This is a genomic window from Ruegeria sp. HKCCD4315 (assembly GCF_013112245.1).
Taxonomy (GTDB): Bacteria; Pseudomonadota; Alphaproteobacteria; order Rhodobacterales; family Rhodobacteraceae; genus Ruegeria.
In genome coordinates, this window is sequence record NZ_WVRN01000001.1 from 3,227,836 (window position 1) to 3,254,174 (window position 26,339).

31 protein-coding genes and 1 pseudogene are annotated in these 26,339 nt (G+C 56.6%); 14 read left to right on the forward strand and 18 right to left on the reverse strand.

Features of this window, described 5'->3' with window-relative positions:
- Positions 1 to 33: 33 nt before the first annotated feature.
- The 4 genes from GS646_RS16055 to GS646_RS16070 all read left to right on the forward strand — a co-directional run bounded on the left by GS646_RS16055 (position 34) and on the right by GS646_RS16070 (position 1,557).
- Entirely contained in the window at positions 34 to 519 is a 486-nt protein-coding gene (locus tag GS646_RS16055) for a peroxiredoxin (protein ID WP_171184365.1), read from the forward strand.
- A 101-nt stretch (positions 520 to 620) separates the two neighbouring features.
- Complete coding sequence (locus GS646_RS16060; protein WP_171093193.1) at positions 621 to 866, forward strand: glycine zipper 2TM domain-containing protein; 246 nt, start codon at positions 621 to 623, stop codon at positions 864 to 866.
- A 10-nt stretch (positions 867 to 876) separates the two neighbouring features.
- Positions 877 to 1,224, forward strand: coding sequence for a hypothetical protein (locus tag GS646_RS16065; protein WP_171093191.1), 348 nt, complete (start codon positions 877 to 879; stop codon positions 1,222 to 1,224).
- 24 nt (positions 1,225 to 1,248) lie between these two features.
- Entirely contained in the window at positions 1,249 to 1,557 is a 309-nt protein-coding gene (locus GS646_RS16070; protein ID WP_171093188.1) for a hypothetical protein, read from the forward strand.
- Here GS646_RS16070 and GS646_RS16075 read toward each other — a convergent pair.
- From GS646_RS16075 to GS646_RS16090, 4 genes are read right to left on the reverse strand one after another with little or no spacing between them, the layout of a single operon-like run.
- On the reverse strand, positions 1,554 to 1,847 hold the full coding sequence (locus tag GS646_RS16075) for a 4a-hydroxytetrahydrobiopterin dehydratase (RefSeq protein WP_171184366.1): 294 nt from the start codon (positions 1,845 to 1,847) through the stop codon (positions 1,554 to 1,556). The two genes, GS646_RS16070 and GS646_RS16075, sit on opposite strands and share 4 nt — an antisense overlap.
- Positions 1,844 to 3,031 carry a GNAT family N-acetyltransferase gene (locus tag GS646_RS16080; protein ID WP_171648300.1) on the reverse strand — a complete coding sequence of 396 codons (1,188 nt, stop codon included), beginning with the start codon at positions 3,029 to 3,031 and terminating at the stop codon, positions 1,844 to 1,846. Before GS646_RS16080 ends, GS646_RS16075 begins: the two co-directional genes overlap by 4 nt.
- Positions 3,032 to 3,076: 45 nt before the next feature.
- On the reverse strand, positions 3,077 to 3,847 hold the full coding sequence (locus GS646_RS16085; RefSeq protein ID WP_171093183.1) for a glycerophosphodiester phosphodiesterase family protein: 771 nt from the start codon (positions 3,845 to 3,847) through the stop codon (positions 3,077 to 3,079).
- The gene (locus GS646_RS16090; RefSeq protein ID WP_171184370.1) at positions 3,844 to 4,299 is read right to left on the reverse strand and encodes a RidA family protein; all 456 of its coding nucleotides are present in this window, start codon (positions 4,297 to 4,299) and stop codon (positions 3,844 to 3,846) included. Before GS646_RS16090 ends, GS646_RS16085 begins: the two co-directional genes overlap by 4 nt.
- A gap of 290 nt (positions 4,300 to 4,589) precedes the next feature.
- Between GS646_RS16090 and GS646_RS16095 the strand changes: the two genes are divergently transcribed.
- The gene (locus GS646_RS16095) at positions 4,590 to 5,405 is read left to right on the forward strand and encodes a VacJ family lipoprotein (protein WP_371732097.1); all 816 of its coding nucleotides are present in this window, start codon (positions 4,590 to 4,592) and stop codon (positions 5,403 to 5,405) included.
- Entirely contained in the window at positions 5,395 to 5,994 is a 600-nt protein-coding gene (locus GS646_RS16100) for a phospholipid-binding protein MlaC (RefSeq protein WP_171184372.1), read from the forward strand. Before GS646_RS16095 ends, GS646_RS16100 begins: the two co-directional genes overlap by 11 nt.
- A gap of 88 nt (positions 5,995 to 6,082) precedes the next feature.
- Here GS646_RS16100 and fliP read toward each other — a convergent pair whose 3' ends face one another.
- Genes fliP through fliF form a run of 5 tightly spaced genes read right to left on the reverse strand, consistent with a single transcriptional unit; the run spans position 6,083 to position 9,270 of the window.
- Positions 6,083 to 6,811, reverse strand: coding sequence for a flagellar type III secretion system pore protein FliP (fliP, locus tag GS646_RS16105; RefSeq protein WP_171184374.1), 729 nt, complete (start codon positions 6,809 to 6,811; stop codon positions 6,083 to 6,085).
- Positions 6,811 to 7,098 (reverse strand): FliM/FliN family flagellar motor C-terminal domain-containing protein, encoded by a 288-nt coding sequence (locus GS646_RS16110; RefSeq protein WP_171093175.1) that lies wholly within the window; start codon positions 7,096 to 7,098, stop codon positions 6,811 to 6,813. Before GS646_RS16110 ends, fliP begins: the two co-directional genes overlap by 1 nt.
- Complete coding sequence (locus tag GS646_RS16115) at positions 7,091 to 7,486, reverse strand: hypothetical protein (protein WP_253746728.1); 396 nt, start codon at positions 7,484 to 7,486, stop codon at positions 7,091 to 7,093. Before GS646_RS16115 ends, GS646_RS16110 begins: the two co-directional genes overlap by 8 nt.
- Before the next feature lie 3 nt (positions 7,487 to 7,489).
- Complete coding sequence (locus GS646_RS22960; RefSeq protein ID WP_253746726.1) at positions 7,490 to 7,687, reverse strand: hypothetical protein; 198 nt, start codon at positions 7,685 to 7,687, stop codon at positions 7,490 to 7,492.
- On the reverse strand, positions 7,687 to 9,270 hold the full coding sequence (gene fliF, locus GS646_RS16120) for a flagellar basal-body MS-ring/collar protein FliF (RefSeq protein ID WP_171184376.1): 1,584 nt from the start codon (positions 9,268 to 9,270) through the stop codon (positions 7,687 to 7,689). Before fliF ends, GS646_RS22960 begins: the two co-directional genes overlap by 1 nt.
- Positions 9,271 to 9,388: 118 nt before the next feature.
- Between fliF and fliL the strand changes: the two genes are divergently transcribed.
- From fliL to GS646_RS16145, 5 genes and pseudogenes are all read left to right on the forward strand, one after another.
- The gene (gene fliL / locus GS646_RS16125; protein ID WP_171184378.1) at positions 9,389 to 9,886 is read left to right on the forward strand and encodes a flagellar basal body-associated protein FliL; all 498 of its coding nucleotides are present in this window, start codon (positions 9,389 to 9,391) and stop codon (positions 9,884 to 9,886) included.
- Positions 9,887 to 9,895: 9 nt separating this feature from the next.
- The gene (locus GS646_RS16130; RefSeq protein WP_171184380.1) at positions 9,896 to 10,381 is read left to right on the forward strand and encodes a DUF6468 domain-containing protein; all 486 of its coding nucleotides are present in this window, start codon (positions 9,896 to 9,898) and stop codon (positions 10,379 to 10,381) included.
- Positions 10,378 to 10,962 (forward strand): MotE family protein, encoded by a 585-nt coding sequence (locus GS646_RS16135; RefSeq protein ID WP_171648299.1) that lies wholly within the window; start codon positions 10,378 to 10,380, stop codon positions 10,960 to 10,962. The genes GS646_RS16130 and GS646_RS16135 overlap by 4 nt, the downstream gene beginning before the upstream one ends.
- Before the next feature lie 47 nt (positions 10,963 to 11,009).
- Positions 11,010 to 11,879, forward strand: a pseudogene (gene motA, locus GS646_RS16140) (flagellar motor stator protein MotA).
- The gene (locus tag GS646_RS16145) at positions 11,876 to 14,014 is read left to right on the forward strand and encodes a hypothetical protein (RefSeq protein ID WP_171648297.1); all 2,139 of its coding nucleotides are present in this window, start codon (positions 11,876 to 11,878) and stop codon (positions 14,012 to 14,014) included. The pseudogene motA and the gene GS646_RS16145 overlap by 4 nt, the downstream one beginning before the upstream one ends.
- A gap of 220 nt (positions 14,015 to 14,234) precedes the next feature.
- On the opposite strand, the gene betB is transcribed toward GS646_RS16145, so the two are convergent.
- The gene (gene betB / locus GS646_RS16150; RefSeq protein WP_171648295.1) at positions 14,235 to 15,689 is read right to left on the reverse strand and encodes a betaine-aldehyde dehydrogenase; all 1,455 of its coding nucleotides are present in this window, start codon (positions 15,687 to 15,689) and stop codon (positions 14,235 to 14,237) included.
- 186 nt (positions 15,690 to 15,875) lie between these two features.
- Here betB and GS646_RS16155 point away from each other — a divergent pair, with 186 nt between their 5' ends.
- Positions 15,876 to 16,205: a hypothetical protein gene (locus GS646_RS16155; protein ID WP_171093159.1), complete on the forward strand. Its 330-nt coding sequence runs from the start codon at positions 15,876 to 15,878 to the stop codon at positions 16,203 to 16,205.
- 3 nt (positions 16,206 to 16,208) lie between these two features.
- Here GS646_RS16155 and GS646_RS16160 read toward each other — a convergent pair whose 3' ends face one another.
- Complete coding sequence (locus tag GS646_RS16160) at positions 16,209 to 16,721, reverse strand: potassium channel family protein (RefSeq protein WP_171184389.1); 513 nt, start codon at positions 16,719 to 16,721, stop codon at positions 16,209 to 16,211.
- Between the two features lie 65 nt (positions 16,722 to 16,786).
- A complete protein-coding gene (locus GS646_RS16165; protein WP_171648293.1) occupies positions 16,787 to 17,692 on the reverse strand; it encodes a rhodanese-related sulfurtransferase in 906 nt (301 codons plus the stop codon).
- 96 nt (positions 17,693 to 17,788) lie between these two features.
- Here GS646_RS16165 and pncA point away from each other — a divergent pair, with 96 nt between their 5' ends.
- Positions 17,789 to 18,382 carry a bifunctional nicotinamidase/pyrazinamidase gene (gene pncA, locus GS646_RS16170; RefSeq protein ID WP_171184393.1) on the forward strand — a complete coding sequence of 198 codons (594 nt, stop codon included), beginning with the start codon at positions 17,789 to 17,791 and terminating at the stop codon, positions 18,380 to 18,382.
- Here pncA and GS646_RS16175 read toward each other — a convergent pair.
- On the reverse strand, positions 18,379 to 18,909 hold the full coding sequence (locus tag GS646_RS16175) for a hypothetical protein (protein WP_171093151.1): 531 nt from the start codon (positions 18,907 to 18,909) through the stop codon (positions 18,379 to 18,381). The two genes, pncA and GS646_RS16175, sit on opposite strands and share 4 nt — an antisense overlap.
- A 164-nt stretch (positions 18,910 to 19,073) precedes the next feature.
- On the opposite strand from GS646_RS16175, the gene pncB reads away from it, so the two are divergent.
- Positions 19,074 to 20,366 (forward strand): nicotinate phosphoribosyltransferase, encoded by a 1,293-nt coding sequence (gene pncB, locus GS646_RS16180; RefSeq protein WP_171184395.1) that lies wholly within the window; start codon positions 19,074 to 19,076, stop codon positions 20,364 to 20,366.
- Here the strand turns inward: pncB and GS646_RS16185 are convergent.
- The 5 genes from GS646_RS16185 to GS646_RS16205 are packed head-to-tail and all read right to left on the reverse strand — an operon-like array spanning position 20,363 to position 26,241.
- A complete protein-coding gene (locus GS646_RS16185) occupies positions 20,363 to 21,814 on the reverse strand; it encodes an aldehyde dehydrogenase family protein (RefSeq protein WP_253759609.1) in 1,452 nt (483 codons plus the stop codon). The genes pncB and GS646_RS16185 overlap by 4 nt on opposite strands.
- Before the next feature lie 33 nt (positions 21,815 to 21,847).
- Entirely contained in the window at positions 21,848 to 23,446 is a 1,599-nt protein-coding gene (locus GS646_RS16190; RefSeq protein ID WP_171184399.1) for an ABC transporter ATP-binding protein, read from the reverse strand.
- Positions 23,443 to 24,258 carry an ABC transporter permease gene (locus tag GS646_RS16195; RefSeq protein WP_171184401.1) on the reverse strand — a complete coding sequence of 272 codons (816 nt, stop codon included), beginning with the start codon at positions 24,256 to 24,258 and terminating at the stop codon, positions 23,443 to 23,445. Before GS646_RS16195 ends, GS646_RS16190 begins: the two co-directional genes overlap by 4 nt.
- The gene (locus GS646_RS16200) at positions 24,255 to 25,202 is read right to left on the reverse strand and encodes an ABC transporter permease (protein WP_171184403.1); all 948 of its coding nucleotides are present in this window, start codon (positions 25,200 to 25,202) and stop codon (positions 24,255 to 24,257) included. The genes GS646_RS16195 and GS646_RS16200 overlap by 4 nt, the downstream gene beginning before the upstream one ends.
- Before the next feature lie 40 nt (positions 25,203 to 25,242).
- Positions 25,243 to 26,241 carry a hypothetical protein gene (locus tag GS646_RS16205; RefSeq protein ID WP_253746724.1) on the reverse strand — a complete coding sequence of 333 codons (999 nt, stop codon included), beginning with the start codon at positions 26,239 to 26,241 and terminating at the stop codon, positions 25,243 to 25,245.
- Positions 26,242 to 26,339: the final 98 nt, after the last annotated feature.

Here is a 26,339-nt window from a genome sequence, read left to right on the forward strand (position 1 = left end):
AATTCTGCAAATCCAAACAACAGGAGCTGAAAAATGATTTCAACAGGAGACGCCCTTCCCGAAGCGACACTGACCCAGATGGGCGCGGAGGGGCCGGAAGAGGTTCGGATTTCAGAAAAGACCAAGGGCCGCAAAGTGGTGATCTTCGCCGTTCCGGGTGCGTTTACGCCGACTTGCCATTCGGCGCATGTGCCCAGCTTCATGCGGACGAAAGATCAGTTCGACGCCAAAGGCGTGGATGAAATCATCTGCATTTCAGTCAACGATCCGTTTGTCATGAAAGCCTGGGGCGAAGCGACAGGCGCGTCCGAGGCCGGATTGACCATGTTGGCCGATGCGACATCGGAATTCACCAAAGCCATTGGCATGGATTTTGACGCCCCGCCTGTCGGTCTGATTGCACGATCCAAGCGCTATGCCATGTTGGTTGAAGACGGCAAAGTCACAGCCTTGAATTTGGAAGAAAATCCAGGCGCTTGTGAGATCTCTGCCGGTGAGGGCTTGTTAGAGGCCATTTGAACAACATCGGCCCCGGGTATCCGGGGCCTTTGCACCCCAAATTAACTTGAAGCCTTGCTCCATTGCGCAAATACTTGGCCTACGCATACGTGGAGTTCTTTATGAAACTTAAGACATTATCACTCATTCTGACCGGTGCAGCCCTGATCTCGGCCTGCGGACCGGCCCCTACCCCACAACAACAAGCCGCGCGCCAGCACGAGATCGCGTGCCTGGGCGGCACATTGGGCGGCGCGTTGATCGGTGGCGCCATCGGCAACCAGTTCGGCGGTGGGTCGGGCAAGACGATACTGACCGCGGCAGGCGCTGCTGCTGGCGGATTTGAAGGTCAAAGATTTGCATGCTGAGGGGATGGACATGACACGAGCAATTTTCATAACCGCAGCCTTTATTCTGGCATCTGCAGCAACAGCGGAAACCGTTGCTGAATTGCATGAAAAAGAGCTGAACGCCATTGACGCGAACAATGATGGCTTCTTGTCCAAGGATGAGTTCAACGCATTCTCGGATTACGCATTCCAGACCATGGATGAAGACAAGAATGGCACTTTGGGGCTGGACGAGGCAAAGCCGTTTTTAGACATCAAGCAGTTTCAGGATGTTGACCGCAACAAGGACAGCTTTATCTCAAGAGCGGAATATGATGCTCAGATGGGTGAGGATTTCAACGCTGCGGACAAGGATGGCAATGGCCAGCTGGACTAGGCCTGCCACGGACAGGAGTTTGAGATGAACAAATGGATTGGTTTGGGTGTATTGGCGTTGGTCGCAGCGTGTGACGTTCCGCAGGCCCCGGTTGTGACGGGGCCGGACGGTCAGGCCCGCATTCAAATCAATCTATCCGGGCTGACCTGTTATGAAAACCGTTGTCTCGACATTAACCCCGCCGCGCGCAGCGTGCGCCAGATTGGAAACAAGACAACGGGTATCCCAAGATCCATTGACGTCAGCGACGGGACTGTGACACCTGCCGAGTTCCGACAGATGGGCACTGCCGCGTCCCTCGCCGGTGGCCAGGGCTCAGGCAACGATCGCTAGCAAAGACTGTCCATCTTGCGTGCCAGCTTGGCATCCAACGAGGACAGCCCGCCCACGTCATGGGTGGATAGAACGACTTCAACCGTGCGGTACACGTTTGACCATTCCGGGTGGTGGTTCCATTTCTCAGACCAAATCGCTACTTGGGTCATCCAACCAAAGGCAGAAACGAAATTGTCGAAGATGAACGTTTTGGTGATCGCGTCTCGGTCTTCGACCATCGTCCAGCCGTTCTTGAACAGCGGATCCAGCAGCGGGCCACGGGTTTCGGTCGACAAGAGTTCGGTCATTGCTGTTCCTCCGGGTTCGATTTCCTGAACGGGCCGTAGTCCGTTAGAATCTCGATCTCTTCTCCCACTGCACGGCCTTCGGCGTCCAGATATTTTTTGACGGCATCAGCAAAACCCGGATCGCCGACCCAGTGCAAGCTATGCGTGCGCGTTGGCAAATAGCCTCGCGCAAGTTTGTGTTCACCCTGAGCGCCCGCCTCGACCCGGGCCAGACCATGGGCAATGGCAAAGTCTATCGCCCTATAATAGCACAATTCGAAATGCAGGCAGGCATGGTGTTCAACGCAGCCCCAATACCGCCCAAAAAGCGTTTCACTACCTATGAAGTTCAACGCACCCGCGATGGCATAGCCATCTCGTTCCGCCAGCACCAAGGCCATGTCGTCTGCCATGGTTTCCTGCGCAATATCAAAGAATTGACGCGTCAGATAGGGCGAGCCCCATTTGCGCGCACCGGTATCCTGATAGAACCGCCAAAATGCATCCCAATGTTCCGGGCGCAACGCGTCGCCGGTCAGGGTGCGGATGTCACCGCCAAAGTCATTGGCCTGCGCCCGTTCCTTGCGGATATTCTTGCGTTTGCGTGATGACAGGGCAATCAGGAAAGCGCCGAAATCAGAATAGCCTTCATTTAACCAGTGAAACTGCTGCGAGATGCGCAACATCAGGCCCATCTGTTCCCCGGCCAGCGCTTCGTCTTCAGTACAAAAGGTCGCGTGCACCGATGAGACCTGATTGTCTGCCGCCAGTTGCACTGCGCCTTGCACAAGGGCTGACATGCCGATCCTCTCGTAACCCGGGCGCACCAGAAAACGTCGTCCGGTTGCAGGGGTGAACGGCACCGAAATCTGCAGCTTGGGGTAATATCGCCCACCTGCGCTTTCATAGGCATGGGCCCAGCTGTGATCGAAGATATATTCGCCCTGACTGTGCGATTTGGCGTACATTGGGGCCGCTGCAATCAGCATCCCGTCAAGATAAGCCGTCAGATATTGGGGCTGCCAGCCTGTGCCGCGCCCGACCGACCCGCTTTCTTCCAGCGCCAGCAGAAACCGATGGGTCGTAAAGGGATCAAGAGGCCGCCCGCCGTTAGCGGCCTCGGGGCAGGCGCAGGCATCCCACTCTGCCGCAGAAATCTGCGACAAGGTGCCTAGTACCTGAATTTCGATCTGTGCCTGATCCATATGTCCTCCGTGCCTGTCCATTATCTGTGACAGGTCAGAGTGGGTTCAAGCTGAATGCGCAGCCAGATACCCTTCGAATGTCACATTGTCGGCAACTTCACGGGCCTCTGCCTCTTGTTCAGGCGACCGGATGGTCCAGCAAAGGATCGGCACGCCGCGCGCCTTCAACTCGGCCACGCGGGGGCGCGTCAGGTCGGCAGCCTCGTGACTGATGAAGCTGGCGTTGCTCCGCTCAAAATCCGGAATGTCGCGCAGGTGTTCGCGGACGGTTTGAGACAACGGCCAATCCTCCGACTCAAAGGCGCATGTTACGATCCCGCATGGCAAATGCGGGGCCAGGCGCGCCAGTTCAGCGGTCGAGTTCGGGTTGAACGACATCAGCGCCAGCGGGCCTTCATAGCCCGACAGAATACGCAGGGCCTCTTGCTCCAGCGGACCGATGCCGGTGCCCATGGCTCCGTCCTGATCTTTGAACTCAACAAGCAACGGCACCTGACCGGCGACAATATCCAGTACTTCTTTCAGCGACGGGATACCTTCACCGTCGGAATGCAGCAACGGAACCGCCGACGCCTCTGCCCCGGTGATCTGCTGAATCGCGCCGGTCTGCCCGGTCAGACGCTTGAGGTCATAGTCGTGAAAGACCATCACCTGACCATCTGCAGTCAGTTGCAGGTCAATCTCGATCCCATATCCGGCGTCAATTGCAGCCTGAATGGCGGCGCGGCTGTTCTCAGGGCGGTTGTCGGAAATGTCATGCAACGCCCGATGCGCAATCGGGCGTTGAAGAAACTCTGACGGCAATGTGGGTGTCATTGGACTTCGAAAATCCCTTCGATCTCAACCGCGACGCCCAACGGCAGTGACGCGGCACTGACGGCAGAGCGCGAATGGCGACCGGCATCGCCCAGCGCCTCGACAAGGAAATCGGACGCGCCGTTGATCACTTGCGGCTGCTGCGTGAAATCCGCCGTCGAGTTAACAAACCCGGTCAATTTGATCACGCGCACCAGCTTTTCGATGTCGCCGCCACAGGCTGCTTTGACCTGTGCCAACAGATTGATCGCGCAAACCCGTGCCGCTGCGGCTCCGGCTTCGACATCCATGTCATCCCCCAGTTTACCGGTGATCAGTTCATCGGTTTTCGAAATCTGGCCCGACACATAAACGATGTTGCCCATGCGCACGAATGGCACATAGTTGGCAGCGGGTGCAGGCGCTTCATCCAGTGTAACACCCAGGGTTTCCAGTTTTGCGGCGATGCTCATTGAGAGGGTCCTTCCCTAAATTCGACTCTGCCGGACGCTAACCGGGAAGCTTGGTTTGGGAAAGTCGAAAACCGGCAATGTCCTGTCTGCCAGCGATCTGAGCGTTTCTTTACTTATTACGAGCTGTTGATCCTTGGTCACTTTACCCGCCCCCAAATGACAGGTTACACGCAAGGTGTTTCATTTAAGACCCGAAACGACTAGTGACAGAACTTGTGCCACCCCAGCACGTGGATTTTGATTGAACGTCCGGCGGACCATGTGTCGGACCATTTTGGGAGAAGCAAACCGTGCCAAGCAGATTGCGCCTGAAACATTTTATTGTCCTGTCATGCATGGCCATTCTGTCTGCTTGCGCTACGACCCCGCCCGAGGGGGCCTCGCGTAGCGACGTTTTTGATCCGTATGAGAACAACAACCGGGCGATCCACAAGTTCAACCTTGGTGTGGACCGATTCTTGTTCCGCCCTGCTTCGAAAGGCTATGTGAAGATCGTTCCTGACCCGATGGTGACCAGTTTCAGCACCTTCGCCGAAAACATCTCGCTGCCAGGGCAGGCCGTTGATTACCTGTTGCAGGGCAATCCGAAACAGATGGGCAACGCGTTGCTGCGCTTCGTGATCAACATGACTGTGGGTGGCTTTGGTCTTTCCGCACCGGCGGATGAATTGAACCTGCCACCAGTGGATACCGATTTCGGCGAGACGCTGCATGTGTGGGGTGTGGGCGAAGGCGCATATATTGAGCTTCCCTTCTACGGCCCATCGACCCAACGGGATGCGATCGGGGTTGTGATCAACTTGTTCTCAAACCCAATCAATTTTTCTCCGGTGCGACCCGTCGACAACATTGGCGTATACGCCGAGATCGTCCGCCGCATGGGAGATCGCGGCCGGTTCTCGGATACAGTCGATTCGATTCTTTATGAAAGTGCAGACAGTTACGCGCAGGCACGCCTGATCTTTCTGCAAAATCGCCGCTTTGAACTGGCAAGAGATGACGAAGACGCCTATCTGGATCTATATTCTGACCCCTATGCCGAAACCGGGACAGACCCGGTCAGGGACCCCTTTTTAGACCCCTACGAGGACCCCTATGCCGAATAACGAGTTGAACCGCCGCCACTTCATCGCCTCGGGCCTTGCATTGGCCCTGCTGCCGATGCCAGCCTTGGCACAGACCGAAGCCGCAGCAAAAGCGCTGGTCAACAGCGTGGTTGCCGACATCAATCGGGTGATCGATTCAGGCAAGTCTGAAAAAGCAATGCTGCGCGACTTCGAAAAGATATTTGTTCAATATGGCGATGTTCCCATCATGGCGCGTTACGCGCTGGGTGCTGATGCCCGAACGGCCAGCCCGGCCCAATTGAAAAAGTTCACCAAAGCGTTCCAGGGCTATATCTCGCGTAAATATGGCCGCCGGTTCCGAGAGTTCATTGGCGGCGAGGTCGATGTGCGCAATGCCCGGAAAATCAAGGCCGGGTACGAAGTTCGGACGCTGGTCAAACTGCGCGGCTCGGCCCCCTTTGACGTGACCTTTCTGGTTTCCGACAAGTCGGGCCGGGACAAGTTCTATAATATGTTCATCGAAGGCGTGAACCTTCTGCTGACCGAACGCACCGAAATCGGCGCTATGCTGGATGCCCGGAAAGGCAATCTGGATCAACTGATCAGAGATCTGAACAAAACAGGCTGACCTTGCGGCCGGGCGTGGTCACGCGCCAGCTCGAAGATCTTGCCAGAGCATACGAAAGGGTCAGGTTCTTCTGACCCTTTTTTCGATTTCAGGGCGCATAGCTGCGCACCAAAGCGTCTGCAATCAACGCCCAGCCGTCTGCTATGACAAAGAACGCCAGTTTGAATGGCAAGGATACGATTGCCGGAGGGACCATCATCATACCCATCGACATCAACACCGCTGCAACAACTAGATCGATGATCAGAAACGGCAGGAAAATCAGAAAGCCAATCTGAAAAGCCCGCGCGATTTCGGACAGCATGAAAGACGGCATCAGGACGGATAGCGGCGCTTGCGCTGACAGTTCAATCTCATCTCCACCGGGACGTAGGGCAGCCATGGCAAAAAAAGTATCCGCATCCAAGCGGGCTGCCATGAAAGTGCGGAAGGGGCCCAGCGCCCGTTCCAGCGCGGCCTCGACCCCGATCGTTTCCTCCATCATCGGGCGAATGCCACTTTCCCAGGCTTCGGTGAACACGGGGTCCATGATGAAATAGGTCAGAAACAACGCCAGACTGACAATCAGCATATTGGGCGGCGATTGCTGCAAGCCTATTCCCTGTCGCAGGATCGACAACACTGTAACCAGAAACGGGAAACAGGTGATCATAACAGCCAGGCCCGGCGCTATGCTCAACACCGTGATCAAAAGGATCAACTGGATGGTCCGGGCCGATATCGACCCGCCCTCGCCAAGGGACAAAGTCACATCCTGCGCTGCAGCGAGCGATGGGGTCAGCACAATAGCCAGAGCCAGCCAGATCGCAAAGCGCATCAACCGATCCCGTTTTGAAGGTCGGCAATCTCGGTCAGGCGCACAGCCAATTGTCCGGCCTGGTCGCCCTCCATCTCTTCCAGCAAACCACGCGCAACCAGCTGGTCCCCGACGTAAAGGTCGACCGGATCTTCGATCCGTTTGTCCAGCGTCAAAACCGCGTTCTCGCCCATGTTCAACAGATCCCTGATTAGCGGACGGGCACGACCAACCGAGACTGTCACCTCGATCGGGACAGATTCAAACGGGTTTGGTTTTTCTGTTTGCGGGATTTGAGTGTCATTCATTGGACAAAGCCTCTCTTGCCTCAAAAACATAAGCGTCAAAAATCTGTGCGACGGTGGTCAGCAAAGCGCTGCAATCCACTTCGCGCCGGTTGGTTCCGACCTGCAGGCGGGCTTGCCCGGCCTCGAGCGAAGGATCTTCGATGACATTCGGTTCGCGATGCGTGCCCGAGAGCAACAGCGCCTTAACATCTTCAGCGCATCCGGTCGGCACCATGATCTGCATCGGCTGCTCGATCTGCGACCGTGCCATCTCGGACAATTGTTCAACAAGACGTGCGGCCAGCCCTTGTTCAACCATCTGGGGCAAAACCTTTTGGACCAGACTTTCAAACATCGGCTCCAAAGACATGGTCATCCGCATCATTGCCTCGTGACAGGTGAAAGACATGTCCTACAGCGACTGCGCAAGCTCGGCCGAAACCTTCCCACGGTTTTGCTCTTGAGCCTGAGAGGCGTCTTCACAACCAGCCCCGTAGCCTTCTTCGAAAGATGCGAGCCTTTGTTCTTCCAGCGTTTCCTCATCCAGCAGCAGAACGTTGCCGGTGCTGGTCTGAGCGGTGAAATCCTCAAGCAGATGGGCAATAGACATCACACCCTCTCCTCGCCTTCTTCAAGCCAACTGCGCAGAATCTCGACTGTTTCTTCTTGCTTGTCGCCGATCATTGTCCGCAATCGCGCGACCGGATCTTCAGTGGCGCTATCGCTCAGAACAGGAACGCCCCCCTGTGGCGGCAAAGGTGCGAAATCAGCACCCTCGCCCGTTGCAATTTCACCAGTCAGAACCGAAGCGCCTTCACTTGCTTCGTCAGCGGCGGGCAACAGGGCCGTCGTCATTGCAGGCTTCATAAGGATCGGTCGGATGACGAACAGCGCAAGCACCAACGAGACAACAGCCAAAACCGTCATCTGGATCAGGGACATGGCATCCAGATGAATCTTTTGCCACATTGAAGACGACGCCAAGGTGCCTTGCGGCTCTACTATCGGTAAATCCAGAGACTTCAGAGTTATCACGTCCCCGCGCGCGGCATCGAAACCCACGGCCGAAGCCACCAGTTCCTGAAGCGCGTCCAGCTCTGCCTGTGGCAGCGGTGCAAATGATTCCACGCCCGAGGCATCCACAGTCCGGGTCCCGTTCACCAACACAGCAACCGTCAGTCGTTTGATCGCACCGGGCGCGGTGTGCACTTCAAGCTCTGTCTCAGAGACCTCATAGTTCACACGCTCACGCGTTTGGGTGGCGGTGGAGTTTGACTCATCCCCGCCAGCCCCATCTCCATCGGGCAGATTCGATGCCACGGTGACATCGGAAGACTGATTGCGGGCACTGTCCGAGCGTTCTTCTACATCCGTGCTGATCGCCACACGGCTCTTGGGATCAAAGCGACGCTCGCGGATGGATTCGGTCTTGGTCTCAGTGTCCACGCTGACCTCGACCACCGCATTTCCGGTTCCAACGCGCGCTTCGACCAAACGCAGAACACGTTCACGCAGCTGGCGCGATTTGTCTTCCGCTGTATCAGCGGCAACAGCTGTGTCCTGCCCACCGATCACGGCCCCGTTCGAGTCGATCACGGTCACGTTCTCGGGCGCAAGCCCGCTCACGGCTGAGGCAATCAGGAACCGGATGGCCTTGGCCTGGTCGCTGGTGATGTCGGCGCCAGAAGGCACCAGATAGACGGAAGCCGTAGGTGATACACTGCGCTGGAATGGGTTCGCCGATCCGTTGGCGATGTGCACACGTGCCTGGCTGACGTGCCGGCTGCCGACTATTGTGCGCGCCAGCTCACCTTCTTTTGCGCGCCAGTATGCTGCATCGAACATCTGCGAGGTGGTGCCAAACCCACTCAGCGAATCCAGCAGTTCATACCCCCGGTTGCCATTCGCTGGCAGACCTTCGCTGGCCAGGGTCATCCGCAACTCATCCCGCTGCGCGCCGGGGACATAGATTGATCCACCGCGAATCTCATAGATGACACCGCGCTGATCCAGGGCACGCACGATATCCCCCGCCGCGCCGCTTTCCAGGCCTGCATACAGCAGCGTCATGGACGGCGCCGTTACAAGGCGGGACATTCCCAGAATTCCCAAAAACACCAGCGCAACCGCACCAGCAACGAAAATTTGTTTACGCCTGTCCAAACTTGCCCAGACAGTTCCGATCTGCTGCACGCTCACCTCCGACTCGCCGACATTCTGCCCGGCGCATCTCTTGTTTGGACGATTGCCCTTAACAATCGGTTAGTCCCTGACCGGTTATGAAACGACAGAACGGATGAATGAGGACGTCATGACCGACGCAACGGCTGAACAGGCAGAAGCCCCTGACAAAAAGGGAAAAAAAGCAATACTCATCGGGGTGATTCTGGCGATTGCCGGGGCTGCTGGCGGGTATTTCCTGACCTCTTCAGGGCTGATTCCGTTCGGCGGTAAAGCCGCAAAAGAATCAAGTCAGGACGTCGAAAAGGACACGCCAGCCAGAGCATTGGCAGATGTCGGGTTCGTAGATCTGCCACCCGTGATCGTATCTGTGAATTCGGGCAGTTCTCGGCATCTGAAATTTCACGCGCAGCTCGAAGTGAACGCCCCGTATGTGGCTGACGTCAAAAAAATGCTGCCGCGGATCATGGATGTTCTGAACGGATATCTGCGGGCAGTGGAGTTGCACGATCTTGAAGATCCGCTGGCGCTGATGCGCATCCGTGGCCACTTGCTACGGCGCGTTGAAATTGTTGTAGGCGACGGTCGCGTTCGCGACGTGCTGGTCATGGAATTTGTACTGAATTAGGAGGCGAAATTGGAGCTGATTGCGGATATTTTGCTGGTCGCTGGCGCGCTGGGTGCGGGTCTGTACTGTTTTGTTCTATCGCGCCGCCTTAAGCGGTTTACCGACCTTGAGAAAGGCGTTGGTGGCGCCGTGGCCGTGCTATCAACACAAGCGGAAGAGCTGAAGAAATCTCTGGATAACGCACGTGACGCATCTGATCAGTCCGGTGAACAGCTTGGGGCGCTGACACAACGGGCTGAAACCGTCGCTCAGCGGCTGGAACTCATGATGGCGTCAATGCATGACATTGTCCCCGAAGAGGCACCTAAGCCGGATGCAACGGAAGAGCCGGTTTCTGATGCAACCCAACCAAAAGAGCCATGCGATATTGAGCAAGAAATCTCCGCAGACCCCGCCGAGTCCGCTGCGCCTGAAGGGAAGGAACAGCAAAACAAAGCCCCCGATGGGCTGATGTTTTTCCGCCATGACCGCAATCAGGACGGAGCCCAGGCATGAGCCGTCGCCGCGCCTCCCGACAAGACGGCCGCCCGCGAGCCGGCGTCCTAACCGTCATTGCCTTACTGATGCTCGGCTCTGCCGTTATTCGTATCGGGTTAGAGGCGGGACCAGCCCTTGCGAAGCCGACAGAATCTGAGTTTGCAGAATCCAAACCCACAGCACCAAAGGCACGCGATATTCAGGCGCTCTTGAATGAACTTCTAAAGCGAGAAGAACGGGTCAAGCAACGTGAAGACATGCTTCGTGAACAGGAAAAGGCGCTGGAGATCGCCGGTCAAGCGATTGAGACGCGTTTGGTTGCGCTTGAAGAGGCAGAGCAGTCTTTGCGCGCTACTCTGGCCGTTGCCGACAACGCCGCCGAGAAAGATCTGACCCGTCTGACAGGTGTTTATCAGACCATGAAACCCAAAGATGCCGCCGCGTTATTTGAAACCATGGAGCCAACTTTTGCAGCTGGATTCCTGTCCCGTATGCCGCCCGACTCTGCGGCTGGGATTCTGGCGGGTCTCAGTCCTGAGGCGGCCTATACGATCAGCGTGGTCATGGCCGGGCGCAACGCCTCAGCCCCACTGGAATAGTTACCTGTGTCACCCCGTCTAGCGCACCCTCTAACCGGAGATTTCAAATGATTGGAATTGTAGGAATTGTCGTCATTTTTGTGATGGTTTTCGGCGGCTACCTTGCTGCTGGCGGCAAGATGACCATCATTCTGAAATCTCTGCCGTTCGAAATGATGATGATCGGCGGTGCAGCAGTTGGCGCTTTTCTGATCAGCAATGACATGGGCGGTGTGAAACACACGGTCAAGGATATGGGCAAGGTCTTCAAAGGTCCGAAATGGAAACCCGAAGACTATCGCGACCTTCTCTGCCTTTTGTTTTCGCTGATCCGTATTGCGCGCGCCAATCCGGTTGAGGTTGAACAACATATCGAAGATCCGGAAAACTCCAGCCTGTTTTCTGCCTACCCCAAGATTCAAGCCGACAAGGAAGCGGTTGATCTGATCTGTGACACGATGCGGTCTGCCGCGATGAATTATGATGATCCCCACCAAGTGGAAGAGGTGCTGGAAAAGCGGATGGAGGCGAATTTTCATCACGCGATGCACTCGAGCCATGCCTTACAGACAGTGGCCGACGGCTTGCCCGCGCTTGGAATCGTGGCAGCGGTTTTGGGGGTCATCAAGACCATGGGCTCGATCGATCAACCTCCCGAGGTGCTGGGCAAGCTGATCGGCGGTGCTTTGGTAGGCACGTTCCTTGGGGTTTTCCTGGCGTATGGTCTGGTGGGCCCCTTTGCCGGGAAATTGAAATCCGTGGTCGAGTAAGACAATCACTTCTATCAACTTATCAAGGAAGTTTTGGTCGCAAACCTGCACAACCACAATGCTGCCATGTGTATCGAGGTCGGCCGTCAGAATACACCCACGCACAACCGCCCCGGCTTTACCGAACTTGAAGAAGCGTTGAAGGACCTAAAGCAGGCGGCCGCATGAAACATCTCGGACTGTTGATATCGGCTGTTGTCGCAGCGGCCACCTCAGCCACGGCGCAAGACGTGGCAGTTCGGTCAGGTGAGCATGACGGCTATACGCGTTTGGTGTTTAAAGTGCCGCCGAACACAGAATGGAGATTGGCCCAGCGCAGAGACGGCGCGCGATTGACGGTGGACTTGGGCGGCGTGACCTTTCGAACAGGATCGGTTTTCAGCAGATTGACGACGAACCGTCTTGAATCGCTGTCACAGGCTCAACCCGGGGACGCTTTGGACCTTGAGTTCGGCTGCGAATGCGTGGCTTCGGCTTTTCTGTACCGAGGGTCGATGATCGTTCTCGACATCACGCCGGGAGAGTTCCTGCCGCCGTTGCTGGCTGATATTCCACCGCCGATGCAACAACGGCCCGTTAATGCAACAACTGCTTCGGATACAAACGCGCAAATGTCAGGGCTTGACCTGCCGCTTCTTGAGCGTGGGTTAAAAGACCAACTGTCGACTCGGTTTTTGCAGGGCGCTGACCGTAAGCTGCTTGATCTGCATCTGGCCCCGGTTGGACCGCGCAGTTCTATCACATCCAATGAAGATCCACTGTTGAGCGGCTTGAGTGCGAATATACGCCTGACGACTGTGCTGGACGATCTGCAGGATGTGTTGAATTCCGAGGTTCTGCAACTCGACCTTCAAAAAGCCTGCATCTCGACGTCCGAATTGGGTTTCTCAAGTTGGTCCACAGCGGACCCATTCGCCACGCAGGTATCTGTTCTGCGTACAGCGCTTTATCATGAGTTTGACACGCTCGACGAAGACAGCGCTCTGAAACTGGCTAAGCTGTATGCATACCACGGCTTTGGGGCCGAGGCTTTGGCCGTTTTAGAATTGACCGAGTTAGTGTCTGATGAAGCGGATCGCATCAAGGCGATTGCGCGGATCGTAGACGAAACGGCGGTGCAAAACACCAGTCCGTTCAGTGGTTTGCAACGTTGCGACAGCGATGCAGCGCTTTGGGCTGTCCTTTCTGACAATGCGTTAGCTGCCGATGCCGATGTCGAAGCAATCGAGCAAGCATATGCAGGATTGCCGGATCATCTCCGCCGCAGGTTTGGTATGCAGCTTTCACAAATTCTCGTCGAAGGAAACCAATTGGAAGCCGCGCGCAGAGTGATACGTTCAGTCAAGCGTATTGAAGAAAGCGTGTCGCCCAGCACGACGCGCGCCAAGGCCATGATTGCCGCAGCCGAAGGCAACGGAGCCCGTGAAGAAAAGTTGCTGACCGAGGTTGTTACGGCAACCGAAGCAACGCCTGAAGCACCGGTGGCCTTGGCCCGTTTGGTAGAAAAGCGCTGGACCGAGCGCAAAACCGTTTCCACGCAAGAGCTTGAGTTGGCTGCGTCTTTTTCGGTTGAGTATCGGCGCTCGGATCTGGGCCCTATGAGGGCCCGCACCCATGCGATTGCGCTGAGCCTTAGTCAGGACTTTGATCCTGCATTCAATATCATTCTGGCGCTGGAAAACGGGCAGGACAGGGACCGCGCGTTCAATCGGCATCTGCACCTGTTGGCAGAGCGGTCCGATGACGTGACCTTCTTACAGCAAACATTTCACATCCTGCAGAAGGAAAAAACGCCACCCCTGACCACAGACGCCGCAATCGCATTGGCTGATCGGCTCGCCACGCTCGGGTTCGCGGATCAGGCGTTTGCTCTGTCAAACAGAACCGAAGATCAAACCCGTCGGGCTGAAAGGGCCCGTTTGCGAGCCAGGGCAGCCATGCTTTCGGAACGCCCCCACAAAGCGCTGCTTGAATTGGCTAAGGACGACTCGGACAAAGCGCGGGCGTTGCGAGCACAGGCCATGGAAGTAGCGCAGGACTTTACGGGCGCAGCTGAGGTCCTGCAGAGTTTGGAGCAAGACGAGGCAGCAAACCGGCTTTTCTGGTTGGCAGGTTTGCCAGGAGACACGGTTGATCCTACGGATGGGAAATACGCGATTCTAAACCGGACCACTCAGTCCTTGATTGCTCCCCCTGAAAGGCAATTGGAAAAACCATTGAAAGACGCACAGGATCTGCTTGAAAACAGTGAAACGACCCGACAGCAGATCGCTGAGATGTTCAATTCGATCAATAGAGAGTGACACGCGCTTCTCGCGTGCCGCGGTCAACAAGTTTTCACAATGCGGGAATACTACGTCGTGGGATGAACCCCTCGATAGCCATTCAAGGCTTCGTCCTCGCCGAGGTAGGTTTCGCAAGTATCAGCAATCCAAAAAAACGGATTGCAGCCCTGTTGATATGCTCTGCGCCCGACATTTGTGCCGGGCGCAGAAAACGGGTCTATAGCCGAACCATCGTTTATCAGTAGGGTGCCTCGACGTCGTTCATTGAGACGTAGACGGTTTTCATCTCGCTGAAGTGGTTGATCGCCAGTTTCGAGTTCTCGCGCCCCACGCCGGACATTTTCGATCCGCCAAACGGGGCTTCGACCGGAGCAAGGTTGTAGGTGTTTATGTAGCAGGTACCTGCCTCAAACCCCGCCACAACGCGGTGGGCGCGTGTCAGATCGCTGGTGAAGACACCAGCGGCCAGACCGAATTCAGTGTCGTTGGCGCGGGCCATGACCTCGGCTTCGGTGTCAAAATCCAGCACCGACATGACCGGACCAAAGATTTCTTCGCGCGCGATTGTCATGTCGTCGGTCACGTCGGCAAAAACTGTGGGTTGCATGTAGAACCCGTCGCCATCAAGCCGCGCTCCGCCATAAACCAGACGCGCACCCTCGGCCTTGCCTTTTTCGATATAGCCCAGCGCGATATTCATCTGATTTTCGCTGACCATCGGACCAAAGCTGACATCCTCATCCATCGGATCGCCGATTTTGGCGTTGGCCAAACGTTCGGAGAGACGTTTGAGGAAGGCCTCTTTGATACCCTTTTGCACAAACACGCGGGTGCCGTTGGAGCAGACCTGACCCGAGGAATAGAAGTTGCCCAGGATCGCACCCGAAACCGCGTTTTCGATATCGGCGTCATCAAACACGATCATCGGGGATTTACCGCCCAATTCCATGGTGACGTGTTTCATGCCCTCGGCTGCTGCGGCATAGACCTTGCGGCCCGTCGGAACAGAGCCGGTCAGCGAAACCTTGGCCACGCGCGGATCAGTGACCAGCGAAGCGCCCACATCCCCATATCCCTGGATCACGTTGTAAACGCCTTTTGGCGCGCCGGCCTCGATGAGGATTTCTGCGACTTTCAACGCCGAAAGGGGCGTGGTCTCGGATGGCTTGAATACCATGGAATTGCCGCAGGCCAGCGCCGGGGCCCCTTTCCAGCAGGCGATTTGGGTCGGATAGTTCCATGCCCCAATCCCGACGCAAACGCCCAGAGCCTCGCGGATCGTATAGACAAAATCGCCGCCGCCCAGAGGAATGTGTTCGCCGGTTAAACTGCCGGCCAATCCACCAAAGTATTCCAGCGCGTCCGCGCCCGAAGTGGCATCCGCCGCGGTGGTTTCCTGGATCGGCTTCCCAGTGTCATGGGTTTCCAGAACGGAAAGGTCGTAATTGCGTTCGCGCATGATGTCAGCCGCTCGGCGCAACACCCGGCCCCGCTCGGTTCCCGACATCGCCGCCCAGGATGTTTGTGCGCTTTTGGCACTGTTCAGAGCCTGTTCAACAATCGCCGGTGTTGCCGAATGCAATCGCGCGATCACCTCTCCAGTGGCCGGGTAAATCACGTCGATGGCGGCACCATCTGTATCTTCGATATACGCGCCATCAATGAAATGGCTGGCTTTGGGCTGAAACTTCATACCAAGTCCTCTTCTATTCACCCGTCTGAACGGGACAATTGGTTCGTTGAAATCGGCCCTAAAGATTATTGATTGACCAGTCAATAAATTCATTCGGACGGCAGGATCATGCCAACCGAAGCCCCCAAACCTTGAAATTTTCGGTTAATGTTCTATTTATGTTCTACATAGTCAGAGGATAAACCGATGGCCCAGCACACGCGCCAATCTGCCCTAAACGGGCCCAGCAACGACTATCATCTGCTTCCGGTGACGGACCGACAGATGCGCTATGCCCGCGCAATTGCCGAAAAATCGGCATTGGAGATACCGGTCGAGGCACAACGTGACCGAAAGCTGCTTTCGGATTGGATTTCAACGCACAAACCGCGCAGCACGTCGCAATTCGACAACTACCCAACAGGCAAGCAAGTCGCCTTTGCCGAGCGGATTTCACGCAGCAAACGCCGCCCTATCCCGTCCGAGTGTTTTCGCGACAAGAAAATGATGTCGCGCTGGATCGATCACAACAAATAGAGCCTATTTAGGGTCTTCATGGCTGTGATTGCGCGCATAAAGCGCGACCGCCGCTGCAACGAACATACCCAACAGGATATATCCTGTCACAGCCTCGGACACGGCAAGCCCGCGACACAGGCCGGTTGGAGACATGTCGCCATATCCAACCGTTGTGAAGGTCACATAGGAAAAATACAGAATGTCACCCGGACCCTGCGCGCCGACGACACAATGATCGTTATATCCAAACGCGCCATATACCGCAGCGAACAGGAATGGGACCACCTGTATGAACGACACCCCCATTAGGAACAAAAGCCTGCGCGGCGATTTTACCTGGGTCATGTAGTACCAGGACTGCGACACCAGCCAGATCAACAGACCAACCGAAGCGATTGTGCCGATCGTGTCACCTGCGGTCGTTTCGCTCAGGCGTGAAAGGCCATACCAGGCAAGAAAGCTTGCCAGAACCAAACCCAACGCAGCCAAAAAGGTCGACTTCCACTCTTCCAGTGTTGTGGGTTTGCGGCGCATGAGTGCCCCTTCAAGCTGATTTCCAGGTGATCATCCGACCTAAAGCAATGGCCTGCAACCCGAATTCAATCCTGCCGCAAATGCGTCTCACCCCGTTCGCGCGCCAGCAGGATCTGCTTTTGCCGCTCGCGAAAGCGCATTTTATCGGCCTCGGACGTCTCATCGATACATTGGTGGCAGGACACGCCATGTTCGTACTCCGGGCATTTCATGTCCTCAGGCAAGATCGGTCGGCGGCAACCGTGGCAAAGCATGTGTGGCCCTTCTACAAGGCCGTGGCCAACGGATACGCGATTGTCGAACACAAAACACTCACCCTGCCAGGTGCTGTCTTCAGCGGGCGTCTCTTCCAGATACCGCAGGATGCCCCCTTTGAGGTGATAGACATCCTCAACCCCCTGCCCCAGCAGATAATTGGTGGATTTTTCGCAGCGGATACCGCCGGTACAGAACATGGCGACGCGTTTGTTGTGAAAACGGTCCTTGTTTTCTTCCCACCACGCCGGAAAATCGCGGAAACTGGCCGTTTCAGGGTCTATTGCGCCTTCAAACGTGCCTATTGCCACTTCGTAGTCGTTGCGCGTGTCGATGACCACAACATCGTCCGAACGAATAAGGTCGTTCCACTCCTCCGGCTCGACATAGTTGCCAACGCGGGCACGCGGGTCGACATCCGGCTGCCCCATAGTCACGATCTCTTTCTTCAGCCGCACCTTCATCTTGCCAAATGGCGGATGATCCGAGGTCGCCTCTTTCCACTCAAGATCCGCGCAACCGGGCAAGGCGCGAATATATTCCAGAACCGCATCAATCCCAGCACGCGGACCTGCGATAGTGCCGTTGACCCCTTCATGCGCCAGCAGCAATGTGCCGGTGACTGATTGGGCGCGGCAAAGGTCCAGCAGCGGGTCGCGCAACGCGGCGGGATCCGGGAAACGTGTGAAATGATACAGGGCAGCGATGGTATACATAGGCGCGATTTACCTTCGTAGACCCGAAGCCGCAAGGGAGTGCATTGACGCCTGACGCCCCGCCCCCTACCGATAAGACAATCAAAGGAGGCCGCAATGACCCATGCCCTGCTCGTCATAGATGTTCAGAACGATTTCTGCCCCGGCGGTGCTTTGGCGGTGGCAGGGGGGGATGAAATCGTGGCCCCCATCAACGCAATGATGGACGATTTTGACGCTGTGATCCTGACACAAGACTGGCATCCTGCAGGACATTCCTCATTCGCCAGTTCACATGAGGGTAAAAACCCGTTTGATTTGATCGAGATGCCCTACGGCCCTCAGGTTCTCTGGCCCGACCACTGTGTTCAAGGATCGCAGGGGGCCGCTTTTCACTCTGGTCTCCGCGTCAATGGCGATCTGATCCTCCGTAAAGGGTTTCGCGGTGCCATCGACAGCTACTCTGCATTCTTTGAGAATGATCACAAAACGCCCACAGGGTTGAAAGGGTATCTGGAAACACGAGGTATCGACCGCTTGACGCTGGTTGGTTTGGCCACTGATTTCTGCGTTCATTACTCGGCCGTGGATGCCGCACGGTTGGGGTTTGATGTCACTGTTCGCATGGACGCCTGCCGCGCCATTGATATGGAGGGGTCGCTGGCCGCAGCGGAACAGGCCATGCGCGACGCCGGAGTTACCCTGATTTAAGGGGTCGTCCCGGCGGCTGCCAGAAGCTTAAGAATCACAAACAAAACGACTGCCAACCCCAAAGCCAACCCGATGCGGCCAGGTACTGTTCGCCGGTCGTTGCTAGGCTGCACCGGTTTTGGCGGTGGCGTACGCACCTGACGCGCACGCACGATCCCTGCCATCGGCTGCGCAACACGCACGTAGGTCAGGAAATCCATCAGGTCGAATTCGCCGCAATATTCCCCGCGAACCCCATGCGTCTTTATATTGGCAAACAGTGACCTCAGAACCCGCACCCGGTCGGCTTGATCCTCGGCAGGGAAAACCCCCGGCACGATGCCGCTGTTGCGCGACTCAAGGCTGAACCCGGCGTCCAGGAACATCTTGCGGATTTTCGGCGAAGTTCCCCGCAAAGCATCCGCAGTTCTAATGTCGCGGAAAACTGCATGCACCTGACGGCCCCCATCCCTCTGAGCCCCCGGCTTTTCAGAGTCAAAATCGTCTAGTGCAGCTTTAACAATATCAAAATCGTACTCGAGACCCATTCACAAACTCAGTTCCGTATTTCCATCCCCTCTTCTCACTAACTGGTGAAAACAATGCACAATATGCCGGTAATGTGACGTCATACTGGCATTGTCACCAAATCAGCGACTCTTGCCATTCCCGTTGTCGATTGATCTAACTACGGAAATTGCAGGAGTTCCCCATGGTCGACATTGCGACCCGTGTATACAATCACAAATGGCAGATTGACCCTATTGTCCGGTCTTTGATCGATACGGACTTCTACAAACTGCTGATGTGTCAGTCAGTGTTTCGAAACAAGCCCCAAACAACTGTGGCTTTTTCCCTGATAAACCGGTCGAATCACGTGCCTTTGGCGAAATTGATCGACGAAGGAGAACTGCGGGAACAGCTGGATCACATCTGCTCACTTAGCCTGAGCCGGGGCGAAAGCACCTGGCTTCGGGGCAATATGTTCTATGGAAAACGACAGATGTTCCGCTCGGATTTCATGGAATGGTTCGAGAATATGCGCCTGCCGCCCTACCATCTGGAACGGAAGGGCGATCAGTATGAACTAACGTTCGAAGGCAAATGGCATGAGGTCATGCTGTGGGAAATCCCTGCGCTGGCGGTGTTGATGGAACTGCGATCGCGCGCCGTTCTCAATGATATGCGACGGTTCGAGCTGCAGGTGCTTTATGCCCGCGCGATGACCCGCGTGTGGGAAAAGATCGAAAAGCTGAGCTCGGTTGGCGGTCTGAGCATCGCGGACTTCGGCACGCGGCGGCGGCATTCCTTCCTGTGGCAGGATTGGTGCGTGCAAGCCATGATCGAAGGATTGGGTCCGTCGTTTACCGGGACGTCAAATTGCCTGATCGCCATGCGGCGCGAAGTTGAGGCCATAGGCACCAACGCGCATGAATTACCCATGGTCTATTCAGCGCTGGCCGACACCGACGCAGAATTGGCGCAAGCCCCTTACGACGTCCTAAGCGACTGGCATGATGAGCATGACGGCAACCTGCGTATCATCTTGCCCGACACTTACGGTACCAAAGGTTTTCTGGACAACGCCCCCGACTGGTTGGCCGGATGGACCGGTATTCGCATCGACAGCGGCGACCCGGCGGCAGGGGCCGAAGTGGCGATCGAGTGGTGGAAGTCGCGCGGTGAAGATCCGACGCAAAAGCGGATCATTTTCTCAGATGGTCTGGATGTCGAGAAAATTCAGGAATTGCACTCCCAATTCGCCGGTCGTGCCAATATTTCTTTTGGCTGGGGCACTTTGCTGACCAACGATTTTCGCGGACTTGTGCCCAATGACGCACTGGCCCCGTTCTCATTGGTCTGCAAAGCGGTTTCTGCCAACGGTCGCCCGACGGTGAAGCTGTCGGACAACCCGGAAAAGGCGATGGGACCACAAGACCAGATCAAGCGGTACAAGCGTGTTTTCGGGGTCGGCGCGCAAGAAGCGATCGAGGTTGTTGTCTAACCGTGATAGGCGGCAACCGTCTTCAGTTGTGAGAACCCGTACAAAGCCTCGAACCCTTTTTCGCGACCGTGACCGGATTTGCCAACACCGCCAAAGGGCAATTCAACTCCGCCCCCGGCACCGTAGTTGTTGATAAACACCTGCCCCGAATGCAGCCCTTTCGCCAGTCGCATCTGCCGGGCCCCGTCACGCGTCCAGATGCTGGCAACCAGGCCGTATTCCGTACTGTTAGCGATTGTTAGAGCCTGTTCTTCGGTGTCAAACGGGATCAAAACCTGAACCGGGCCAAAAATCTCATCCCGTGCCAGCACGTGATCGGGCGATACATCTGCAAACAAGGTGGGCCGAACGTAAGCGCCGGTTTCAGGCGCGTCACTGACAATCTGCCCCTGTGCCGCGATGGTAAGATCCGTGCCTTTGCCCAGAAAACTACTGGCGATCTGTTTCTGCCGGTCCGAGATCAAGGGCCCCACGCGCAAATCCTGCATTGCAGGTCCGACGGTCAGCTGTTCATAGGCTTCAGACATACGGGACTTGACTTGATCGTACACGCCGCGCTGAACCAGAATGCGGGACGAGGCTGAACACGTCTGGCCTGCGTTCTGTATGCCAGCATTCACCAAAAACGGCAGCGCCGCGTCCAGATCGGCATCGTCAAAGACCAGTTGCGGGGATTTTCCGCCCAGTTCCAGCGTTACAGGCACCACATTGCGGCCAGCTGCCTGTTGCACCAGGGCTCCCGTGGCCACCGAGCCGGTAAACGAAATATGGTTCACCCCCGGATGTGCGGACAGCGCCGCGCCCGCCTCAGCCCCCAGACCGGGTACGACGTTCAAAGCACCGGCAGGCAAGCCCGACTGCTGCGCCAGAAGAGCAAAAGCCAGTGCCGTTAAACAAGCTTCCTCTGCGGGTTTCAGAACGCAAGCATTGCCCATGGCCAGCGCCGCCCCGACCGAACGCCCAATGATCTGCATCGGGTAGTTCCACGGCACGATATGGCCCGTCACCCCATGCGGTTCTCGCAGCGTATAAACGGTGTAGCCATCAAGATAGGGGATGGTCTCTCCCATCACCTTATCCGCTGCACCGCCATAGAATTCGCAATACCGGGCCAGCGCAACAGCATCGGCACGGGCTTGCGTCAGCGGCTTACCCACATCCATTGCCTCAAGCTGCGCAAGATCCTCGACCCGTTCCAGCACCAGCTGACCCAACCTCGTCAGAATACGCCCCCGCTCCAACGCCGTTTTACGCCCCCAATCGCCCTGCAATGCGGCTTGAGCCGCTTGAACTGCGGCATCGACATCTGTCTCTGAACCACGTGCGATCTGGCAGATTTCGGTCCCGTCCGAGGGGTTGATGAGCGGCAGGGATTCACCCGAGGACGCGGGCACCCAGCGTCCATCAATCAGGCAAAGAGCGGGGTCGAACCATATCTTTTGCGTCAATTTTGCCTCCATTTCAGGCTCTAATCAGTAGTTTTAGGCCGATATCATCTCAATCTCTGGCAATCGCGGTGCGGCTGCGATCAGAGTTTGTGTGTAGGGGTGTTGTGGCGCTTCAAAGACCTGATTGGTCTCGCCCTGTTCAACGATCTGACCGGATTGCATCACCAACACGCGATCGGTGACGGTGCGCACAACGCTCAGGTCATGGCTGATGAATAGATAGGTCAGGTCGTAGGCGTCGCAAAGCTCGGCCAGCAGATCCAGGATTTGCGCTCGGACCGATACGTCCAACGCCGAGACAGCTTCGTCAAACAGGATCAATTCAGGTCGGATGATCAGCGCCCGCGCGATGGCAATCCGCTGACGCTGCCCGCCCGAGAACTCGTGAATGTACTTACCCGCGTCATCCGGGCTGAGGCCGACCGCTGTCAGCATCTCAGCGATCCGATCCTGACGGTCCGATCCAGTCGGCGGAGTATCTAGCAGATGGAAGGGTTCGGTGATCAGACGCGCAACACGGTGGCGCGGGTTGAAACTGCCAAAGGGGTCTTGGAAAACCACCTGCATCTTCCGGCGCACCGCAAGGTTGGGTTTGTGACCTGTGAACACAGGCTGCCCGTCCAGTCGAATCTGGCCCGATTGCACCTCTTCTAACCCCAAAATAGCCCGTGTTAGGGTCGATTTTCCGCAGCCAGACTCACCCACAAGCCCCAAACGCTCTCCTCGATTGAGGGTAAAGCTCACACCATCCACAGCCCTGTGATGAAGCGGCCTGTCAAACAAGCCCTTTCGGGGCAGGCGGTACGCGCGCACGACCTGGCTCACCTCCAGCAACGGCTGAGGCTGCGGTGGCTCTGGCAGCGTGACCTGATGGCCGGATGCCTCAAACAGCATACGGGTGTAGGGGTGCTGCATGTTGTGCATCAAATGATTGGTCGCGCCGCTTTCGACCACTTCGCCGTGACGCATGACGGTGATCTGGTCAGCCATATCCGCGACCACGGCCAGATCATGGGTGATCATCAGCAGACCCATGTCATATTCGCGCACCAGCCCCTTGAGCAAATCGAGGATCTGCGCCTGTGTGGTGACATCCAGCGCCGTTGTCGGCTCATCCGCGATCAACAGCTTGGGGCGCAGTGCAATGGCCATGGCGATCACCACACGCTGGCGCTGCCCACCAGACAGCTCATGTGGATAGCGGGACAAAGGGAATCGATCGGCAGGCAAACCGACGCGGGTCAGAACCTCTTGAGCGCGCACCCAGGCTTGAGAAGGAGGCATCGCCTTGTGGATCAGGATCGTTTCCATCACCTGATCGCCAATGGTTTTAACGGGGTTGAGCGCTGTCATCGGCTCTTGAAAAACCATTCCGATGGATGCGCCGCGCAAAGCACACATCTGGGCCTCGGACCGGGTCAGCAGATCTTTGCCCTCTAGTTGGAGCGAGCCGTCTACCTCTTCTCCGTTCGGAAGCAACTGCATCACTGCCAAGGCCGTCATGGATTTACCCGAACCGCTTTCACCCGTGACGGCGACGATCTGACCGTGATCGATGGACAGGTCGACCTGTTTCAGGATCGATGTCCCATGGATCGACAGTGACAGGTTCTTGATGCGCAACAAACTCATGCCCGCGCCACCCTGATCCGGGGATCCAGCCAATCCCGCAACCCGTCGCCCAGCAGGTTCAATCCCAGGACTGTGACGATGATCGCCACGCCTGGAATCAGAGCCAAATGCGGGGCAAAACTGACCATTGTCTGCGCATCCGCCAGCATTCTGCCCCAACTTGGCGTGGGCGGCTGTGCCCCCAGACCGACGTAGGACAGACCGGCCTCAGCCAAAATTCCAAGACTGAACTGAATGGTGCCCTGCACGATCAGCAGGTTGGCGACATTGGGCAGGATATGCTCGACCGATATCCGCGTTGCCCCTTTTCCCGACACGCGCGCGGCAAGGATGAACTCTCGCTCCCACAGCGACAGGGCCGCACCCCGGGTGATACGGGCAAAAACGGGGATGTTGAAAATGCCGATGGCAATGATGGCGTTAATCGCTCCGGCACCAAACACGGCGGTGATGAGGATGGCGATAACCAGCGAGGGGAAGGCAAAAACCAGATCGTTGCCGCGCATGATGACCTCATCCAACCACGATCCTTTGCGGGCCGCGGCTGTCAGGCCAAGCGGGACCCCCAGCGCCATACCGATCCCCACGGCCACCAAAGCCACCGCAATGGACGTGCGCGCACCAACCATGATCATCGAAAACATGTCACGCCCGAAGTGATCCGTACCGAACCAGTGCTGCGCATTTGGGGGCTGAAGCTTCTCTGGAATGCTCAAGGCCGAGTAATCATAGGGGGTCCAGACAAACGAAATCAGCGCGGCCAAAACCACCAGAGAAGACAAACAAGCGCCCAGAAACAGGTTGCGGCTCATGTCCTGCTCCTCAGCCTTGGGTCGACGGCGGCATAAGCCAGATCGACCAGAAAATTCACGGTGATTACGGCAAAGACCAGTAACATGACCACCGATTCAACGACGATGAGATCACGAGCCGAGATGGCCTGAAACACCAGCCGCCCAAGGCCAGGCAGGTAGAATACCTGTTCGATGATGATCGACCCGGCCAGCAGAAAGGAGAACTGCAAGCCGATGATGGTCAGCACCGGGATCAGCGCATTTCGCACCCCGTGCCGCCACAGCGCCTGACGTTGGGTCAACCCTTTGGCCCGGGCGGTGCGCATGAAATCCTCGCCCAGAATGTCCAGCAGAGCCGACCGCATAACGCGAGCGAGGATAGCCGCCTGTGGCAAGGCCAGTGCGATTGCGGGCAGGGTCAGCGAATGTAGTCCGGCCCACAACCCGTTGCTCCAACCGACAAACCCGCCTGCATTGAACCAGCGCAGGTTGATGGCGAAGATCAGCACAAGCATCATCGCAAACCAGAAATTGGGCACGGCAATGCCCAACTGAGTGGCGCCCATTACCGCCAGATCCCCCGGCTTGCCCCGGCGGGCGGCGGCGTAGATCCCGGCGGGAAACGCAATCAAGGTTGACAGAGTCAGCGCATAAAGTGCCAGCGGCAGCGACACCCAAAGCCGGTCTGCGATCATCTGGGACACCGGCGTGCGGTACGTGTAGGACGTACCAAAATCCCCCACCAGCATTCCGCCGACCCAGTTGAGGTACCGTTGCACTTTTGACCCGTCCAGGCCCAGCTCAGCCCGCAACGCTGCCAGCGTGTCTTCTTGCGCGTTCACGCCCAGCATGAACGAGGCCGGATCGCCCGGAGCGACCTCGATCACCGCAAAGATGACGACCGAGGCGACGGCCAAGCTGATCAACAGCGAAATCAGGCGTTTAAAGGCATAGCGGAGCATTGGCACCACGTTAGGGTCACATCAGGCGCGGGTCCAGCGTCTAAGGCACCAGAAGATAGGCGAAAACCGCGTAAGCCACGATTGCGGCATAGCCCAGAGGATAGATCCACTTGATCGCGTAATTGTCCAACGTCCGCGCTGTGCCTTCCCTTCCGGACACTTTGAGTTTCCGCAACGCCACATTGAACACAATCAAGGCCCCGGTCATCAGGAACATGCATTGCAGGACAAAATCCAGAAAGGTCAGATAGCCCAGCTTTGGCAAATCTGCCGAGATCGCCCAGTTGAATGCAACAAAGACCAGCAGATTGCCGCCCGCAATCTCGATCCTGCGGCGGTATTCATCCAGGAAAAACAGCGCCCAGCCAACCGAAATCAGAACCAGCATCGGCAAGAAAACCCGAATGACGTAGTAGGTCAGGTGCCGGTTACCTTCGAAAACAAGCGCGACCTGATCGCTTTCCCTGCCGGACAAACCTGTGACCTTGGTTGCTTCCAGACGTGCATTGTCCAAAATCCACTCTTCTTCCCCCAACAGATCGCCAAGTCCCGAGTATTCTTCAAGCGGGCGGTAGTTCACGTAGTTAGAGGGAAAGATTGATACGACTTCGAAGTGGAACTCCTGTGTGTCGAACGGGTATTTACGGAAATCAAAATGCGGTGCCTGTAATGTCAGCGAAGATTTCTCGACATAAACCACGCGCCCGTCATACCGCAGGGACGCAGCAGATTCGTGTATCCATTTGTTGGATTGCTGGTTGTGGATGACAAAGGCGGGCAAAACGGTGCCGATATCGGCGGCATGATCTGCCAGATCCGGCGGGTTGAACACCCGGATCTCGCGCCCGATCTCGGCACGATCAAATGCCAGCGCAGGATCCGTCCATTCGACCCGCAAAACCACAACGGCGCCGTAGTTTTCGGCCTTTTGATCGACGCTGGTGATCTGGTCGATGCGGATACCTATGCCAACGTCAAGCGGGTTTTCAGGCGTGCCGGTCAATGCATCCAGACGCCCACCCAATACGTTTTGCGCCAAGCCCCTGTCCGGCGCAATCGACGAAAGGCAAAGGGCCAGTAAAAGAAAACAAAAACCGCGATACAAGACCATTGCGAGAGACACACGAAAAGAGAGTG